This window comes from Sphingobium agrisoli (assembly GCF_041877245.1).
Taxonomy (GTDB): Bacteria; Pseudomonadota; Alphaproteobacteria; order Sphingomonadales; family Sphingomonadaceae; genus Sphingobium.
The window spans coordinates 647,430-664,248 of sequence record NZ_JBHDJI010000001.1 but is presented as its reverse complement, the minus strand read 5'-3'; the positions used below and the strand labels follow the sequence as shown (position 1 = coordinate 664,248).

22 protein-coding genes are annotated in these 16,819 nt (G+C 68.2%); 18 read left to right on the top strand and 4 right to left on the bottom strand.

Annotation, left to right across the window (positions count from 1 at the left end; translation table 11 throughout):
* Positions 1-2 precede the first annotated feature (2 nt).
* Entirely contained in the window at positions 3-641 is a 639-nt protein-coding gene (locus ACETPF_RS03145; RefSeq protein WP_373933058.1) for a YqaA family protein, read from the bottom strand.
* 175 nt (positions 642-816) lie between these two features.
* On the opposite strand from ACETPF_RS03145, the gene ACETPF_RS03140 reads away from it, so the two are divergent.
* From ACETPF_RS03140 to ACETPF_RS03125, 4 genes are all read left to right on the top strand, one after another.
* The gene (locus ACETPF_RS03140; RefSeq protein WP_373933057.1) at positions 817-1,524 is read left to right on the top strand and encodes a hypothetical protein; all 708 of its coding nucleotides are present in this window, start codon (positions 817-819) and stop codon (positions 1,522-1,524) included.
* 161 nt (positions 1,525-1,685) lie between these two features.
* Positions 1,686-2,333 (top strand): glutathione S-transferase family protein, encoded by a 648-nt coding sequence (locus ACETPF_RS03135; protein ID WP_373933056.1) that lies wholly within the window; start codon positions 1,686-1,688, stop codon positions 2,331-2,333.
* A gap of 154 nt (positions 2,334-2,487) precedes the next feature.
* Positions 2,488-3,021 (top strand): hypothetical protein, encoded by a 534-nt coding sequence (locus ACETPF_RS03130; protein WP_373932804.1) that lies wholly within the window; start codon positions 2,488-2,490, stop codon positions 3,019-3,021.
* 35 nt (positions 3,022-3,056) lie between these two features.
* Complete coding sequence (locus ACETPF_RS03125; protein WP_373932802.1) at positions 3,057-3,398, top strand: hypothetical protein; 342 nt, start codon at positions 3,057-3,059, stop codon at positions 3,396-3,398.
* A gap of 96 nt (positions 3,399-3,494) precedes the next feature.
* On the opposite strand, the gene ACETPF_RS03120 is transcribed toward ACETPF_RS03125, so the two are convergent.
* Positions 3,495-3,986: a hypothetical protein gene (locus tag ACETPF_RS03120; protein WP_373932801.1), complete on the bottom strand. Its 492-nt coding sequence runs from the start codon at positions 3,984-3,986 to the stop codon at positions 3,495-3,497.
* A gap of 508 nt (positions 3,987-4,494) precedes the next feature.
* Between ACETPF_RS03120 and ACETPF_RS03115 the strand changes: the two genes are divergently transcribed.
* A complete protein-coding gene (locus ACETPF_RS03115; RefSeq protein ID WP_373932800.1) occupies positions 4,495-5,811 on the top strand; it encodes a M28 family peptidase in 1,317 nt (438 codons plus the stop codon).
* Between the two features lie 30 nt (positions 5,812-5,841).
* On the opposite strand, the gene ACETPF_RS03110 is transcribed toward ACETPF_RS03115, so the two are convergent.
* Positions 5,842-6,021 (bottom strand): hypothetical protein, encoded by a 180-nt coding sequence (locus ACETPF_RS03110; protein ID WP_373932799.1) that lies wholly within the window; start codon positions 6,019-6,021, stop codon positions 5,842-5,844.
* A gap of 213 nt (positions 6,022-6,234) precedes the next feature.
* On the opposite strand from ACETPF_RS03110, the gene ACETPF_RS03105 reads away from it, so the two are divergent.
* From ACETPF_RS03105 to ACETPF_RS03080, 6 genes are all read left to right on the top strand, one after another.
* A complete protein-coding gene (locus ACETPF_RS03105; RefSeq protein WP_373932798.1) occupies positions 6,235-7,542 on the top strand; it encodes a DNA-packaging protein in 1,308 nt (435 codons plus the stop codon).
* 262 nt (positions 7,543-7,804) lie between these two features.
* Positions 7,805-8,116, top strand: coding sequence for a hypothetical protein (locus ACETPF_RS03100; RefSeq protein ID WP_373932797.1), 312 nt, complete (start codon positions 7,805-7,807; stop codon positions 8,114-8,116).
* A 661-nt stretch (positions 8,117-8,777) separates the two neighbouring features.
* On the top strand, positions 8,778-9,116 hold the full coding sequence (locus ACETPF_RS03095; RefSeq protein ID WP_373932796.1) for a hypothetical protein: 339 nt from the start codon (positions 8,778-8,780) through the stop codon (positions 9,114-9,116).
* Positions 9,117-9,227: 111 nt separating this feature from the next.
* The gene (locus ACETPF_RS03090; RefSeq protein ID WP_373932795.1) at positions 9,228-10,346 is read left to right on the top strand and encodes a phage portal protein; all 1,119 of its coding nucleotides are present in this window, start codon (positions 9,228-9,230) and stop codon (positions 10,344-10,346) included.
* A gap of 175 nt (positions 10,347-10,521) precedes the next feature.
* Positions 10,522-10,830 (top strand): DUF6127 family protein, encoded by a 309-nt coding sequence (locus ACETPF_RS03085; protein WP_373932794.1) that lies wholly within the window; start codon positions 10,522-10,524, stop codon positions 10,828-10,830.
* Positions 10,831-10,960: 130 nt separating this feature from the next.
* Complete coding sequence (locus tag ACETPF_RS03080) at positions 10,961-11,398, top strand: HK97 family phage prohead protease (protein WP_373932793.1); 438 nt, start codon at positions 10,961-10,963, stop codon at positions 11,396-11,398.
* A gap of 49 nt (positions 11,399-11,447) precedes the next feature.
* On the opposite strand, the gene ACETPF_RS03075 is transcribed toward ACETPF_RS03080, so the two are convergent.
* Positions 11,448-12,119: a phytanoyl-CoA dioxygenase family protein gene (locus ACETPF_RS03075; protein WP_373932792.1), complete on the bottom strand. Its 672-nt coding sequence runs from the start codon at positions 12,117-12,119 to the stop codon at positions 11,448-11,450.
* A 159-nt stretch (positions 12,120-12,278) separates the two neighbouring features.
* Here ACETPF_RS03075 and ACETPF_RS03070 point away from each other — a divergent pair, with 159 nt between their 5' ends.
* From ACETPF_RS03070 to gp17, 7 genes are all read left to right on the top strand, one after another.
* Positions 12,279-13,406 carry a phage major capsid protein gene (locus tag ACETPF_RS03070; protein ID WP_373932791.1) on the top strand — a complete coding sequence of 376 codons (1,128 nt, stop codon included), beginning with the start codon at positions 12,279-12,281 and terminating at the stop codon, positions 13,404-13,406.
* 123 nt (positions 13,407-13,529) lie between these two features.
* Entirely contained in the window at positions 13,530-15,140 is a 1,611-nt protein-coding gene (locus ACETPF_RS03065) for a tail fiber domain-containing protein (protein ID WP_373932790.1), read from the top strand.
* A complete protein-coding gene (locus ACETPF_RS03060; protein ID WP_373932789.1) occupies positions 15,130-15,297 on the top strand; it encodes a hypothetical protein in 168 nt (55 codons plus the stop codon). Before ACETPF_RS03065 ends, ACETPF_RS03060 begins: the two co-directional genes overlap by 11 nt.
* Positions 15,294-15,572, top strand: coding sequence for a phage fiber-tail adaptor protein (locus ACETPF_RS03055; protein WP_373932788.1), 279 nt, complete (start codon positions 15,294-15,296; stop codon positions 15,570-15,572). Before ACETPF_RS03060 ends, ACETPF_RS03055 begins: the two co-directional genes overlap by 4 nt.
* The gene (locus ACETPF_RS03050) at positions 15,572-16,108 is read left to right on the top strand and encodes a head-tail connector protein (RefSeq protein WP_373932787.1); all 537 of its coding nucleotides are present in this window, start codon (positions 15,572-15,574) and stop codon (positions 16,106-16,108) included. The genes ACETPF_RS03055 and ACETPF_RS03050 overlap by 1 nt, the downstream gene beginning before the upstream one ends.
* Positions 16,105-16,293 (top strand): hypothetical protein, encoded by a 189-nt coding sequence (locus ACETPF_RS03045; RefSeq protein ID WP_373932786.1) that lies wholly within the window; start codon positions 16,105-16,107, stop codon positions 16,291-16,293. Before ACETPF_RS03050 ends, ACETPF_RS03045 begins: the two co-directional genes overlap by 4 nt.
* Complete coding sequence (gene gp17 / locus ACETPF_RS03040; RefSeq protein WP_373932785.1) at positions 16,290-16,682, top strand: tail completion protein gp17; 393 nt, start codon at positions 16,290-16,292, stop codon at positions 16,680-16,682. The genes ACETPF_RS03045 and gp17 overlap by 4 nt, the downstream gene beginning before the upstream one ends.
* The last annotated feature ends 137 nt before the right edge of the window (positions 16,683-16,819 follow it).

Here is a 16,819-nt window from a genome sequence, read left to right as displayed (position 1 = left end):
GGTCAGCGGCCGATCGTGGCCATGGTGGCGTAGCTGCACCGGTCGTTCCTGCCGCCGCCGCCGCTCAGCATCGAGGCGGCGACGAACCCGCCGACGATGAGGACGAGGAACAGGGCGGAGAGGAGCGCCAGATATTTCTCGATGAACGCCTTGATCGGGCGGCCAAATTTCCAAAAGAGGAAGCCGACCAGCATGAACTGGAAGGCGCGGCTGAGGATGCTGGCCCAGAGGAAGGTGAAGAGCGAGAGGCCGATGAAGCCCGCGGTGATGGTGATGAGCTTGAAGGGGATGGGCGTCGCGCCCTTGATCAGGATGATTTCCGCCCCGTAATCGCGCAGATAGCAGGCCGCGATCGGGAATTTGGCGGTGAGCCCCAGCGCGGCGATGATCTGCTGCCCCACCGCCTCATAAAGGAAATGGCCGATGGCGTAGCCCAGCAGGCCGCCCAGCACCGAGGCGAGGGTACAGATGACGCCGAAGCGCAGCGCCCGTTCCGGCCGCGCGAGGCACATGAGGCCGAGCAGCGGATGCGGCGGGATCGGGAAGAAACTCGATTCCAGGAAGCTGATGGCGAAGAGCCAGCGTTCGGCGTGGCGGTGCGCGGCCTTCGCCAGCGTCCATTGGTAGAGCTTCGTAAGCATCGCGGCCTGCCCGTAAAGCAACTGGCGCCGGGTCGCCAGCGCTTTTGCGGGGGCTGGATGGCGTTGACCTTCCTGTGCCGTCTGGGCATGACGCCATGCCAGAAGCTTAAGCCCGGTCGCCCATTTGAACAGCCTTTCCATCCCCTGGGACAAAGTGCGGCAGCGCGCGGGCGGGGTGGCGTTTGCGCTGGTGCTGAACCTGCTGATGCTGCTGGCGCTCTTCACCCTGTCGCCGCGCTTCGAGCCGGAGCGGCGGGAGGATCGGCTGCCGGTCACGTTCGACGTCGAGACCGGGCAGAAGACCGATGACAGCCAGGCCAAGGCCGAGCGGACGCGGCGGCGCGAGCAGGACGAGGCGCGCCCGGAAAAGGCCGCCGCGCCGGTGATCCGGCCGCCGGTGCCTGTCGAAAAGCCGGCCGAGCAGCCGCCATCGCCCTTCCCCTTCCTGACGCTGAGCCGCGAGCAGATGGCGGCGGCCGACATCGGCAACCTGCCCAAGGGGGCGGTGGGCGCCGGCGCGGGCAAGGGGGACAGCGCGGCGGTGGTGGGGCCGGGCGAGGGGCCGGGCGGGGTGCAGCTGTTCGAGGCGGAATGGTACAGGCGGCCGAGCCATGCCGAACTGTCGCCCTATATCCCGGGCAACGCGCCGCCCAATGGCTGGGGGCTGGTCGCATGCAAGACGGTCGACCATTATCATGTCGAAAATTGCCAGACGCTGGGGGAATCGCCGCTGGGGTCCGGTTTCGCCAAGGCGGTGCGGCTGGCCGCCTGGCAATTCCTGGTGCTGCCGCCGCGCGTCAACGGCAAGGTGATGGTGGGCAGCTGGGTGCGGATACGGATCGATTATACGCGGACCATGGTGCCCGACGGGGCGGGCGAATAGGGCCGGCGGGGGTTGATTTGGACAGCGAGTTGGACAGTTGTTTGCGCTATCCGCGCGGATATCATTACGGAGTCGAAATGATATCCGCGTGGCGGAAAATAGTTGCAATATGATACCGATATGCCATTCTGCCGGTCCGACCACGAAACAGGAGGATGCTGATGATTATCCATGGCGCGCGGCCATCGCCATTCGTTCGCAAGGTGATCGTGTTCGCAGCGGAAAAGGGCATCGCGGCGGAGGTGCAGCCGGCGGGGTTCGGCCGGGGCGGCGAGGGCTATCTGAAAGGGTCGCCCTTCGGCAAGATACCGGCGCTGGAGGATGGCGATTTCCTGCTGTGCGATTCGACGGCGATCATAACCTATATGGATGCCCTGAAGCCCGGCGAGGAGATGATCCCGGCAGCGCCCAAGGCGCGGGCGCGCACCATATGGTATGAGGAGTTCGGCGATACGATCGTGCAGGCGGCGGGCGCGAAGATCTTCTTCAACCGGGTGGTCGCGCGGTTCGTGAAGATGGAGCCTGATCTGGCGGCGGCGGACAAGGCTGAGGCGGAGGATATGCCGAAGCTGTACGATTATCTGGAGGGCGTCCTGCCCGAGAGCGGCTGGCTGATCGAGGATCGCTTTACCCTGGCCGACCTGGCGGTGGCTTGCCCGATGATAAATGTCGCCTATGCATCACAGGGGCTGGAGCAGGGCGGTTGGCCCAAGGTTTCGGCGTGGCTGGCGGCGGTGAAGGCGCGGCCGAGCGTGGCGGCGGCGCTGGAGGCGGAATGGCCGGCGGTTGAGGGGATGCTGACAAAATAACCCATTTGGCACATTTATCTTGACATCGTCACGCTGTTCTGGCAGAGATGTGGATATTGGGAAAATGTGAGTCGCCGACGCGGCGGGGTGAAGGGCTGGTCCTGGCGGGGCCGGCCCTTTTCGCGTCGGCGCGGCCGGGGTCGGGGAGAGGCGCATGGCGGAGACGGAGGAGCGGGTGAAGCGGCGGCAGGCGAGGGGCAAGGGCGCGGAGCCGAAGCCGCAGATGGGCGACCGGCGCAAGGATGGCTGGTCGGCGGCGGACGAAGCCGCTTTCCTGATCGCGCTCGCCGAAAGCTGCAACGTCAGCGAGGCGGCGCGGGACATCGGCCGTAGCCGCACCGGCGCCTATCATCGTAAGAAGACCGACCCCGGCTTTGCCCGCGCCTGGGAAGAGGCGCTGGAAATGGGCTATGCGGAAATCGAGCTGATGCTGATGCGCGCCGTGCTGTTCGGCAGCGAGACCGAAGAGGTCGTGACCGATGGCGAGGGCGCGGTGAAGACGCGCAAGGTGAAGCGCCAGGCCAATCCGGCGGTGGCGCTGCGGCTGCTGACCTTTCACCGCGACCGGATGGAGCGGCGGCGCGCCGAGCGGGCGGCGCAGGCCGGGCCGGGCGGGCCGGCGGCGATCGCGCAGGTCGATGCGCTGCTCGACCGGATCAGCCGCGAGCGCGCGGCGGAAGGGAGTTGATCGCGGCGGCGCGAGCGGGCAGTCAAGGGGCTGGAATGAATGCGGAAGGACGGGCGATGCGGTGGGTGATGCTGGGTTTGGCGATGACGCTGGCGGCGTGCGGCGAGGGCGAGCAGCCGGCGGCGAACGTGAATATGGCCGCGCCCGAGACCGGCGCGGCGGCGCAGGTGGCAAAGCTGGACGAGGCGACCCGCAACACCGTGTTCGAGAAGGCGATCCGCGCGAGCGGCGCGGCATGTCCGGTGGTGAGCGGATCGGAAAGGGCGACACTCACCCATGGCGTAAAGGGGTGGAAGGCGCAGTGCGACAACGGCACCGCGCATCTGATCGAGATTTTGCCCGACGGGACGGCGAAGGTGACGAGCCGGAGGGATTGAGGGGGGGCGGGTAGCGTGACGGAGATGGGGTGGGGAGCGGACGGGCTACTTTCCGTTTGCGCCATGGCTAAAGCTGACATCGCCGGCCATCATGGCTCAAATCCCGATATGCTCGGTGAAAGTGCCCGCTATCCCAGCGAAGCACGATGCAACTAAGGTGAACCCAGCCATCGAAGCTATCGACAGATCAGCGCCAAAAATCGCGTTGATGACTGCTGTGATTGGGAAAATGACAAACCCGGCAAGGAAGCAAAATGCGCCGCGTCGAGGGTTGAAATCAAAGGCTTTCGCCTTCGGATCAGGCGGATCACGGAGCACCCACAGCGATCCTAATCCAATCACCAGCAGCGGAAGCCAAACCCACATCGGCCAATGTTGCCCTTCATTAAAGACCCACGCTTGCACGAGGCCAGCGAGGCAGAGGGGGGCGATGCCAAGATATGCCAACGACTTCCTATTGAACATACGATCACGCGACCCCTTCGCCATAAATATGATCGTGCCATCAACCAAGCACGTCAGCAATGGCGACCAACGAACGCTACTCTGAACGGCGAAAACTGGTCGTTTGCAGTCGATCCTGACCACGGACGGGGCTGGTTAGGCGTGTGCACGGAGAGAAAGGGATCTTCAAGTTGCCTCGCTAGACAGCGCGCGAGCCTTGCGGCGGCGCACCTCATCCGACTTCGCCTGGCTGGTGCGCGGCAAGGCTTCGTATCCTTATCCCCAAATGGGAAGAAGGGCGTTGGATCAGGTGTCCGTGAGATGGTGAAATTTGTTCGTGCAGAGGCGCAGAGGGCGCTGAGGATTTTGGATCGCGCGGAGACGCGGGGGCGCGGAGACGATGGGGGCCGCCTTTCGCGGCGTGAACTCTGCGGACTTTGCGGGCTCTGCGCGAACTTTTTGGGCCTTGGGACCATCTCCGCGTCTCCGCGTCTCCGCGTGCACGATTTCGGCGAGTAGCGTTGCGAGGGTGTGCTTCCCCCTCATCCAACTTCGCGTGGCCGCTGCGCGGCAAGGCTTCGTATCCGTCTCCCTCAATGGGGAGAAGGAGGGGGAGGTTTACTTTGGTGGGGTGGGCGGTCAGGTTGAGGGGATGAAGACGCTCCCGATGTCCGCCGCCGCGCTTTGTGCGCTGTCTTTCCCGATGCCTGCCCTGGCGCAGGCGCGCGCGCCGGAGGCGGGGCGGCTCAAGGCAAATGTCGAGGCGCTGGTAGGGTTCGGGACGCGGCATACGCTGTCGTCGGCGACCGACCCCAAGCGCGGAATCGGGGCGGCGCGGCGGTGGGGTGCTGCCGAGTTCGAGAAGATTTCCAAGGGCTGCGGCGGATGCCTGACGGTCGAGACGGTGGCGCAGCGGTTCAGCGGGCCGCGCGCGCCCGACGGGGTCGAGGTAGTCGATGTGCTCGCGATCCAGAAGGGGACGGGCGATCCGAACCAAGTGGTGATCGTCGCGGGGCATATCGACAGCCGCGTGACCGATGTCATGAACGCGACCAGCGATGCGCCGGGGGCGAACGACAATGCGTCGGGCAGCGCGCTGGTGATGGAGGCGGCGCGGGTGCTGGCGGGCGAAAAGTTCGACGGGACGATCGTCTATGCGCTGCTGTCGGGCGAGGAGCAGGGGCTGTGGGGCGGCAAGCTGCTTGCCGATACCGCGAAGGCGCGCGGCTGGCAGGTGCGGGCGATGCTGAACAACGATATCGTCGGCAACACGATCGGCCAGAACGGCCATCGCGTGGCCGACCGCGTGCGGGTGTTTTCCGAAGGGATACGGTCGTCCGAGGATGCGAAGGCCGGGCTGACGCGGCGTGGGATCGGCGGAGAGGATGATGGACCGTCGCGGGCGCTTGCCAAGAAGATCGACGGGATCGCGAAGGCCGATCCTGGCATCGGGCTGGACGTGTTCGCGGTGCGGCGGCCGGATCGGTTCGGGCGCGGCGGGGATCATAGCCCGTCGCTGGAACTGGGATATCCGGCTGTGCGCTTTTCGGTGGGGATCGAGAATTACGACCGGCAGCATCAGGATCTGCGGACCGAGAATGGGCGCGTCTATGGCGACACGGTCGAGGGGATGGATTTTGCCTATCTGGCGAAAGTGACGGCGCTCAACGTCGCGACGCTGCGGGTGCTGGCGAGCGCGCCGGCCGCGCCGGCGATCGTGTCGCTGGACGGGGCGTTGTCGATGGATACGCGGGTCATTTGGGACGCTGTGCCGGGGGCCGTAGCGTACAAGGTCTATTGGCGGCGCGCGGACGCGCAGGACTGGACCGATGCGCGCACCGTGGCCGGGGCGACCGAGACGCTGCTGAAGGATGTGGTGGTGGACGACCATTTCATCGGCGTCGCTGCGGTGGCGAAGGATGGGGCGGAGAGCCTGGTGACCTTCGGCGGCATGGCGCCGCGGCAATAGGCGCGCGGAGGGCCGCGCGCCTGCTCCTGGTCAGCGCGTGGCGGGCTTGTCGGCGGCGAGCGCCATTGCCTGCGCCGTGCCGGTAGCGGGCTTCACGACCGCCGGGCGATCGGTGAGCAGGCCGGCGGCGAGCGCGCCGCCGCCGATCACCAGCGCCGCGCCGATGATGGTGAAGAGGTTGCGGGTACGGAAATGACGGTCGTCCTGCATGGCTGTCCTTCTGCATGGTTGGTGTGCGGTTGCGAAAATGGCGCGGAGCGGGCGGGCGTTCCACCAACGATCGGTTAAATAATGTTGCTGCGCGGATGACGGGCTTTGCGCCTGGACGCTCTGGACCCCCGCTTTCGCCGGGGAACAGGTGGCACGCGGCGTCATGAACCATATGGGTGCAATCGTCCTTGGATGGCATATTGGGGGAGGGCGATGCGGGTTTCGGATCGGGAGTGGCTTGCGCGGCTGGAGGCGGCCGAGCGGGCGGCGTTGCTGGGTCGGCTGGACGAGGATGGCGCGGCGCGGCTGGGCTGGGACTGGCGGTTCCAGGCGCGGCCCGCGCAGCTGCCGCCGCCGGGCGACTGGCGCGTGTGGCTGATGATGGCGGGGCGCGGTTTCGGCAAGACGCGCGCCGGGGCGGAATGGGTGCGCGGCATTGCCGAGCGCGATCCGGCCGCGCGGATCGCCTTGGTGGGCGCGACGCTGGGCGAGGCGCGCAGCGTGATGGTCGAGGGTGTGTCGGGCGTGCTGAGCGTTGCGCCCTGGTGGGCGCGGCCCGATTATGCGCCGGCGCTGCGGCGGCTGACCTGGCCCAATGGCGCGCAGGCGATGCTGTTTGGCGCGGCCGAGCCGGAAGCCTTGCGCGGGCCGCAGTTCAGCCATGGCTGGGCCGACGAGATCGCCAAATGGGCAAGCGGGCCGGCGGCGTGGGACAATCTGATGATGGGGTTGCGGATCGGGGATGATCCGCGCGTGCTGGCGACGACGACGCCGCGCCCCGTGCCGCTGGTGCGGCGGCTGGTGGCGGAGGATGGCGTGGTGGTGACGGGCGGGCGGACGGCGGAGAATAGGGCGAACCTCGCCCCCGGCTTCGTCGCGGCGATGCAGGCGGGCTATGGCGGGACAAGGCTGGGGCGGCAGGAGCTGAACGGCGAGCTGATCGAGGAGGTGGACGGGGCGCTCTGGACCCGCGACCTCATCGAGCGGTGCCGGGTCACGCATGTGCCGGGCATTTTGCGGCGCGTCGTGGTGGCGGTCGATCCGCCCGCTTCGGCCGAGGGCGACGCCTGCGGCATCGTGGTGGCGGGGCTGGGGGGCGACGGGCGCGCCTATGTGATCGCCGACGCCAGCGTCGAGCGGCAGCGACCCGAGGGCTGGGCGCGCGCTGTCGCGGCGGCGGCGATGGTGCATGGCGCGGACCGGGTGGTGGCCGAGGCGAACAATGGCGGCGCGATGGTCGCGAGCGTGCTGCGCGCGGCGGAGGAGACGATGCCGGTGGCCTTGGTCCATGCGAGCCGGGGGAAAGCGGCGCGGGCGGAGCCGGTGGCGGCTTTATATGAGGCCGGGCGGGTCGCGCATCGCGGGGCCTTCCCGGCGCTGGAGGACCAGATGTGCGGGCTGCTGGCAGGCGGCGGCTATGTGGGGCCGGGGCGGTCGCCGGATCGGGCCGATGCTTTGGTGTGGGCTATGAGCGATTTGATGCTGGGGAAGAAGGGCGAGGCGCGGGTGCGGGGGATGTGAGGGGGGAAGGGTTTCGGCTTTCGACTGTGGGTCATCCCCGCAATCCGAGGGGCTACCGAAGGTCAACGCGGGGATTCATCTCCTTGGGGCTGCGCTTGGGGCGACGTCAGGAGATGGGTTCCCGCCTTCGCGGGAATGACGAAAAGGGGGGGATAGCGGAATGGCGGCTTTCGGGGCATAAAGGGCGAACCGGAAAGAGGCACAGTCGCGGATGTTTTGGGGATCAAGTCCATGGGGGGCTGGTTTTTTGCGATGTCGTTCTATGAAGAACGGGTATCGCGAACGCGCAAGCTGGCCACTTACTTGGCGGCGTGCGGGCTTAACCGACTGGCCCGCGATATCCGCACTCGGATACGACCACGATTGGGCGCGAAAGACGGGAACGGGGTTCGTTGCCGAGTTTGGCAACGAAACCTTGTTTTTGATTGATCGGGATTGGTTTGGCTGGCCTGATCCACCGCAATGGGGACTGGCATCGTTTGATGCAGCTAAGGGTGAGTGGAACTTGTGGGGTGATTTTTCAGATTTGCCCTCTGCGCGGACTGTTCCCGACCCCCTGTATGGGCCGGAATGAAACCCAGTTAAGTCCGGTCATCGAGCAGATTTATTAATCATTGAGTGACTGACTTTGGTCGGCTTGAGCCATCTCCCCCAATGGCTCGTTGGCAAAGCGGACGGTGAGGGGCGGCTTCATGAGAGGGGGGAGCCCCCTCTGTCAGGGCTTCGCCCTGAAACCGCGCCGCCGGGGGAGGATGAGGGTTTTGCTAATTGCTTGCGGGATGATCAGACCTCGCGCCGGTTCCCCTCATCCAACTTCGCCTAGCCGCTGCGCGGCAAGGCTTCGTATCCTTCTCCCCGTGGGGAGAAGGGGTGTTTTGTCGAGAGTGGGGTTCTGCGCGGGGCGATCGGGATATGGGTTCGCGCGGAGGCGCAGAGGCGCGGAGGGGATGAGGAGAGGCCGTCTTCGGCGGTTGGCTCTCTGCGGTCTTTGCGGGCTCTGCGCGAATATTGTTGGAGAAGTGCGGACATCTCCGCGTCTTCGCGGCTCCGCGTGCACAATATTGGTGGGGCGGCTTTGCAGGGGCGGGTGAGGGTGCGCCCGTCCCCCTCATCCAGCTTCGCCTGGCTGCTGCGCGGCAGGGCTTCGCGTCTTGCTTCCCGCGGGGGGAAGGGGGCGGAACCGGGGTTTGGGGTTGTCGTTCTTGATCCAGGTGATGTTCGATGGAGCAAGTGCGATGCGGATGGTTTCCATGATGGCGGCGGTCGTCGGTCTTTCGGTGCTGGCGGGGCCGGCGATGGCGCAGAGTTTGAGCGGCAAGGAGCGGGCTCGGGTGGCGCGGGCGGCTCCGGGCGAGCGGGACGATGTGCGTTATTGCCTGATCAAGGGCAAGAAAGGGCGCGACAAGGGCACGGTGATCGGCGCGGCCGGTGGCGCTGGCGTCGGACTGCTGGCGGGCGGCAGCCTGGGCGAGACGTTGCTGGGCGCTGGCGCGGGTGCGCTCGCCGGGCGGGTCATCGGGAAGAGCGAGGGGACCAATTCGGTTTGCGATCGGGTGTTGGCGCGGAATCCGTGAGGGCGCGGCTAGCCCACCCCGCTTCGGCTTGGGCGCTGCGCGCCTGAGCCTCGCTGCCCCTCCCGCGTGCGGGAGGGGTTTTTGTTTGGATGGCGTTCGGGGGGATTTTCCATGAAATGGTTCACGAAGGCGGCCGCCAGCGATGCGCGGCCGGTGTTGGCGCGTGCCTGGGGGTCGGGGGCGGTAGCGCTCGGCGAGTGGCCGGCCTCCTATGAGGCGCAGTTGCGGGCCGGGGTGATGGGCAATGCGGTGGCGCAGCGGGCGATGCGGCTGGTGTCCGAAGGGGCGGGGGCCTGCGCGCTCAAGGTGCGGGGGACCGACGAGGATGCGCGGGTGCTGGCGCTGGTGCGGCGGGCTTCGGCGGGGCAGGGCCTCATTGAAACGCTGGCCTGTCACCTGCTGCTGCACGGCAATGGCTATGTCCAGGTGATCGCCGGGGCGGAGGGCAAGCCTGCCGAGCTGTTTGCGCTACGGCCTGAGCGGGTGTCGGTGGAAGCCGACGCGCGGGGGTGGCCGGCGGCCTATCTCTACCGCGTGGGGGAGAGCGTGACCCGGCTGCACCCCGAGGACGGCGCGGGGCGGACGAGCGTGCTGCATTTGAAATCGCTGCATCCGCTCGACGATCATTATGGCCTGGGCTGCGCCAGCGCGGCGGCGGGGGCGGTGGCGATCCACAATGCGGCGAGCGTCTGGAACAAGGCGCTGCTCGACAATGCGGCGCGGCCGTCGGGGGCGATGGTCTATGATCCGGGCGATGGGTCGGTGCTGTCGCCGGAGCAGTTCGAGCGGGTGAAGCGCGAGATGGAGGCGGCGTTTCAGGGCGCGGCCAATGCGGGACGGCCGATGCTGCTGGAAGGAGGGCTGAGCTGGAAGGCGATGAGCCTGACGCCGGCTGAGATGGATTTTGTGGGGTTGAAGAGCGCGGCGGCGCGGGAGATCGCGCTCGCTTTCGGGGTGCCGCCGATGCTGATGGGCCTGCCGGGCGACAATGCCTACGCCAATTATCGGGAGGCGAACAAGGCATTGTGGCGGCAGGCGATATTGCCGTTGGTGACAAAGATTTGCGCGGGGCTTTCGCAGGGATTGAGCGGGTGGTGGCCGGGGGTGGTCGTCGAGCCGGACCTGGACGCGGTGCCGGCGCTGTCGGACGAGCGGGCGGCGCTGTGGGACCGGGTGGCGGCGGCGGATTTCCTTTCGCCCGAGGAGAAGAAGGCGATGCTGGGGGTGTGAATTGTGTTCGCGCAGAGGCGCAGAGGGCGCGGAGATTTGGTTCACGCGGAGGCGCGGGGACGCGGAGAAGAAAAGGGGAAGGCGGCCGTTGGCCGCTTTTTTGATCTCTGCGGGCTCTGCGCGAAATTTCTGGTCTGCGAGGCGGCTTGCGGGGCGGGGGCGAGAGGAGGGGCGCATGAAAGACGAGATGCTGGCGCGGCTGGTCGCGCAGGCGCAGGGGCAGGTGGCCGACATGGTCACGGTCCGCGCGCTGATCGAGGAGGCGAGCGAGCTGGGCGCCGGGCGGGCGCTGGAGCGGCTGGGGCTGGCGGACCGGCGCGCCGAGGGCGATGTGCGGGAGTTGCGCGAACTGCTGTCCGCCTGGCGCGACGCGAAGAAGGCGGCGCGGGGCGCGGTGATCGGCTGGGCGGTGCGGATCGGGCTGGCGCTGGTGCTGCTGGGGGTGGCGGTGAAGGTTGGGCTGGTCGGATTGGTTCGCGCCTGAAGCCTAAGCGATCATGATGTTCACGCGGAGGCGCGAAGGCGCGGAGAAGAGAGAGGATTATGCCGCCTTTGGCGGTTTTCTCTCTCCGTGCCTCCGCGGCTCCGCGCGAACAATGTCTATTGGAGGGCATATGGACGGCGACCTGCGTTTTGCGGGCTATGCGGCGATCTTCGACCGGGTGGACCGGGGCGGGGACGTGGTGGGGGCCGGCGCTTTCGGCCCGGACACCGGCGGGAGACTGGACGTGGCCGGCATTCCGTTGCTGTGGCAGCATGGGCCGGGCAGCGTGATCGGCACGGTCGAAAGCGCGCGCGAGGACAAGCGCGGGTTGCGGGTGATCGCGCGGGTGTCGCGGCGGACAGCGGCCGGGCGCGCGGCGGCGCAGGCGCTTGAAGGCGGTGCGGTCGACGGGCTGAGCTTCGGATATCGGGTGAAGGCGGCGCGGGGCGCTGGGCCGCGCGAGCTGCTGGCGCTGGAGCTGGTGGAGGTGAGTCTGGTCACGCACCCGATGCAGGATGGGGCGCGGGTGGTGGGGGTGGAGGCGCCCCCCTCATCCAACTTCGCCTAAGCCCTTCGGGCTAAGGCTTCGTATCCTTCTCCCCCGTGGGGAGAAGGGGTTAGTGGACGCCCAGCCATTCTAGGACGGCCGGCAGAGTGTCGGCGCTGTAATCGAGTTGCAGGACGCGGCGGCGGCGCGGGTTGGTCGCGGCGTCCGAGGCGTGGAGGATCGGCGTGGCATAGAGCCAGATGTCGCCGCTTTCGGCGAGACAGGCACGGGTGCCGCATCGGGCAACCATTGCGGCGACGGCGCTTTCGGCGATGCGGCCGTGGCGGTGGGAGCCGGGCGCGATCAGCAAGGGCGCGTTGCCGGGATCGACCGGATCGAGATGGACGCGCAGGGTCAGCATCCTGTCGAGCAAAGATTGCGGCGGGGCGACATGGCAGATGCCGGATTTGATCGTCCACGGGCCGAAGCCGGGGGTTTCAATGCGGGCCCTGACCGCGATTGTGCGGTCCTGGTGCCAGCCGAGCGCCCAGTTGGTGGCAGCGTTTTTGTCGAAGAGGATGGCGCGGACGGCTTTTGCCTGCGGGCCGAGATGGGCGGCGGCGTGGCGGCCGATCGCGCCGCTAGCGCTCAGCATGGCGGCGAGCGCGGGGAGGCTGGCAAGGCGGAGGCCGGGCTGGTCGGCAGGGAGCGGGGCGAGGGCAGTTTCGATGACGGCGAGGTTGGGGCGGTCTAGAGCGGCAGGAATATGCTGTGCGCCATGAGGAACGAGTTTGAGGAGCATCTGGTCTGTATCCGGTGAGAGTGCATCTAGCGCAAGCACCCCCTCATCCAACTTCGCCTTCGGGCTAAGGCTTCGTATCCTTCTCCCCCGTGGGGAGAAGGGGTGTTTGGGCGGTCCCATGCTGGGCCGCCTTTTTTGGTTTTCAAGCGGGAGATGGGCATGACGGATATGTTGGAAGCGAGCCTGGACATGGTGGCGCAGGGGGAGCGGATCGAGGGGTTGGAGAGTGAGGTGGCGGCGCTGAAGGGCGCGTTGCTGAATGCGCAGCGGCCGGCGCTGGATGGCGTCAAGGGCGGGGCGCATGGGAACTTTGGCGATCCGGCGCGGGCGCACTTTGTCGAGCGCTATCTGCGGCAGGGGCTGGACGCGGGCGTGGAGCTGAAGAGCGTGTCGGGCGCAAGCGGCGGGGCGGGCGGCTGTGCGGTGCCGCGCGAGATCGACCAGCTCATTGGCACGACGCTGAAGGCGATTTCGCCCATCCGTGGCATCGCCAACGTCGTGCGGACCGGGACGGCGGGTTATCGCAAGCTGGTGACGGCAGGCGGGATCGTGTCCGGCTGGGCGAGCGAGACCGGCGCGCGGGCTGAGACGGGGACGCCGACCTTCAACGAGATCGTGCCGCCGGCGGGCGAGCTGTTCGCCAATCCGGCCGCTTCCCAGGCGATGCTGGACGATGCGCAGTTCGATGTCGAGGGCTGGCTGGCGAACGAGATCGCCCGCGAGTTCGCGGTGGCGGAGGGCGCGGCCTTCGTGAACGGCAATGGCACGAACAAGCCCAAAGGCTTTCTGACCTATACCACCACCAACGAGGCGGACAGCGTGCGCGCCTTCGGTTCGCTGCAATATGTGGCGTCGGGGGCGGCGGGCGCGTTCGTGGGGAGCAATCCGCAGGACAAGATCATCGACCTGATCCAGAGCCTGCGCGCGCCATACCGGCAGGGCGCGAGCTTCGTGATGAACAGCGCGACGCTGGCGGTCATACGCAAGATGAAGACGACCGACGGCGCCTTCATCTGGCAGCCTGGCCTGAGCGCCGCGCAGCCCGCCACGTTGCTGGGCTATCCGGTGGTCGAGGCGGAGGACATGCCCGACATCGCGGCGAACAGTCTGTCGATCGCCTTCGGCAATTTCCAGATGGGCTATGTCATCGCCGAACGCAGCGAAACGAGCATCCTGCGCGATCCGTTCAGCAACAAGCCGTTCGTTCATTTCTACGCGGTCAAGCGGATCGGCGGCGGCGTGGCGAACAGCGAGGCCATCAAGTTGATGAAGTTTGCGGCTTCGTGAGGTGAGCCATGGGGGAGGCTTTGCGCCTTCCCCCTCATCCAACTGCGCCTAGGCGGCTTCGCCGCCAAGGCTTCGTATCCTTCTCCCCCGTGGGGGAGAAGGTTTTTTTGTGGGGAGCGGGGCGTGGGGATTACGGGGCTGGAGATGGCGGACCTGGTGCGGGAGGTCTGTTATGATGGGGGGACCGGGCCGCTGACGCCTGGCGGGGCGATGGCGGGGTTTCGCGCCTTTGCCGATGCGGTCGGCGAAGGCGAGGCGTTTCCCTATGTCATCGTCGGGGTGACGCATCCCGAGCAATGGGAGACGGGCAGCGGGTCGCTGGACGGGCTGGGGCGGATCGTGCGGATGCCAGCCGCTTCGTCGGCCGGCGGCGCGGCGGTCGATTTCCTGAGCGGGGAGAAGAGGATCGCGCTGACGCTGCACGCCGGCTGGGCGCAGGCGGTCGAGGCGCATGGGCATGGCATCGGCGATGTCGCCGGTCTGGCGAGTGCGCTGGCGGGGGTCCAGCCGCGCGACGGGCGGCTCGATGCGCTGGCGGGGGTGAGCGCGGCGGCCGATAGCCTGGCCTACTGGACCGGGACGGCGAGCGCGGATGTGACGCCGATCACCGCATTCGGCCGCAGCCTGCTGGGGCAGGTGGATGCGGCGGCGGCGCGTGGCGTGATCGGGCTGGGCAGCATCGCCACACAGGGAGCGGGCAGCGTCGCGATCAGCGGCGGAACGATCAGCGGGCTTGCCTCGCTCGCATCCACCGGCACAGTGACGCGGCAGGGAAGCGGGGTCGTGTCCTTCATCGCCGACCGGACGAGCAGCAATCTCAATTCCGCGATGGAGTTCAAGACGACGGCGGGATCGGTCTTTGTTGGCAACAAGGATGGCGCGTCTTTCGGAATCAGCGGCAGTTCCAACCTTTCGACCGGCAACTGGCTGACGGTGACGTCGACCGGCGTCAGCGCGCCGGGGGTGACGACCGCGAACGCGCAGCTGACCGGCGGGAGCGCCACGGGGCTGAGCGCGCTGGGGGTGACGCAGGGCGCGGCTGCGGCGAGCGTGACGATCGACAGCAATGCCGGGCAATTTGCGGGCGTGAGCCTGCGGAGCGGCACGTCGCTGCGCTGGACCCTGCGGAAATCCAACGGCGCGGAGAGCGGATCGGCGGCCGGGTCCGACTTCGTGCTGCACCGGCATGACGACAGCGGGGTGGCGTTGGGCGCGGCGTTCCAGATCAGCCGGGCGAGCGGCATGAGCCAGTTCGACGGGGTGGTCGCGCCGCTGACCGACAATGCGCGCACGCTCGGCACGGCAGGGCAGCGATGGTCGGTGGTCTATGCCGCGACCGGCACGGTCAACACGTCCGACGCGCGGGCGAAGCGGGACGTCGGCGCGGTGGACGCGGCTTTGCTCGACGCCTGGGGCGATGTCGGGTGGCGGGTTTTTCGCTTCGTCGACGCGTGGGCGGCGAAGGGCGAGGCGGCGCGGTGGCATGTGGGCCTGATCGCGCAGGAGGTGCGCGACGCCATCGATGCGCGGCTGGGGACAGGCGCTGCGGTGCGGCTGGGGCTGCTGTGCCACGACGAATGGGACTCGCAGAACGATGAGGATGGGGCCGAGGTGCGGCCTGCCGCGGACCGATGGGGGCTGCGTTACGAGGAGATATTCGCGCTGGAGGCGGCATGGCAGCGGCGGCGGATCGATCGCATCGAAGCGCTGCTGGAGGCGGGCGATGCAGGGTGATCCGGTCGGCGCGGCGGCGCTGGGCGAGCAGCGTGTCGGCATGACGGGCTGGGAGGGGCCGTGGGGACCGGGGGTGCGGCCGGGCGCGGCGATGCGGCCGCGCGCCGAGGTGCGGACCGAGCGGCCGGCTGAAGACAGGGGGGACAGGGTGCGATGAGCCTGCATATCAAGGATCCGGGGGCGCGGATCGACCATGCGATCGACTGGTCCGCCTATCTGGCGGGGCAGAGCCTGATCGCCAGCCTGTGGGAGGTTGCGCCGGTCGAGGCGGGCGGGCTGGCGGTCGACGCCAGCGCCTATGAGGCGCAGCGCAGCAGCGCGCGGCTGTCGGGTGGGGTCGTGGGGCATGTCTATCGGCTGACCAACCGGGTGACGCTGTCCGATGGTCAGCTGGACGAACGATCGGTGACGATCCGGGTGGAGGAGCGCTGATGCTGGAGGAACAGGAGAGCGGGGCGCTGGCGGCGCCAATGGCGGAGCTGAAAGCCTATCTGCGGATCGAGAGCGGCGGGGAAGATGCGGTGCTTGCCGGCCTGCTGCGGAGCGCGGTGGCGCTGTGCGAGCAGTTTGTCGGGCAATGGCTGATCTCGCGGACGGCGCGGGAGACGGTGGCGGCTGACGGTGGCTGGCAAAGGCTGGCGGCGCGGCCGGTGCTGAGCATCGAGACGGTCGAGGCGGTGGATGATGCGGGGGGGCGCGAGACGTTGCCTGTCGGTGCCTATGCGATCGACATCGATGCGGCGGGTGACGGGTGGGTGCGATCGACCCGTGCGGGCGAGACGCGGCGGCTGGCGGTCACCTACCGCGCCGGGATGGCGGGCGAGCTGAACGGCGTGCCCGAAGCGTTGCGGCAGGGGATCGTGCGGCTGGCGGCGGAGCATTTCCTGGCGCGGGGCAGCGAGAGCGCAGCCCCGCCCGCCGTGGTGAGCGCGCTGTGGCGGCCGTTCCGGCGGATGCGGCTGGCATGAGGGCGGCGCTGGCGCGGATGGCGGAGGCGCGGGCGGCGCGGTGGCGCGACCGGATCGTCGCGGCGCTGGCGGATGCGGGCGTCGAGGCGGGAATCGAGGGTGAGGCGGTGCGGGCGTCGGGGCGCGGGCTGCTGGCGCGCCGGGCGCGCGACCTGGCGCTGCGCGAGGCAGGGAGAGGGCTATGAGCGCGGAAGTGGCGGTGCGGGCGGCGGTGATCGCGGCGTTGCGGGGCGACCCGACGCTGATGGACCAGATGAACGGCCTGTATGACGGCGAGCCGGCACGGGCGGCGGCGCCCTATGGTGCGGTGGGCGAATGCCTGGGCGCGGATTGGGGCGGCAAGGACATTGAGGGGCGCGAGCTGCGGCTGACTGTGGCGCTGGTGGTGACGGACGAGACGCCGGCGCGGCTGGGCGGGATGATCGCGCGGGTCGAGCCTGCGATCGGTGCGGCGGGACTGGTGGACGGCTGGCGGATCGTCAGCGCGCGGCTGCTGCGGTCGCGGGTGGCGCGCAGCGGTGCGGGGGGATGGCGCGCGAGCGTGGACTATCGGTTGCGGGTGGTGCGGGAGTAATTCGAGGCCCTCTATGCGCCGGGGAACCAAAACATGATCGGTCCAGAGAGGTGTGGGAGGGGAGGCGTGGCGTCGCCCTCACCTTCCCACTCGGCTGCGCCGAGCGGGCCCCTTCCTCTCCCGATGGGAGAGGAGAT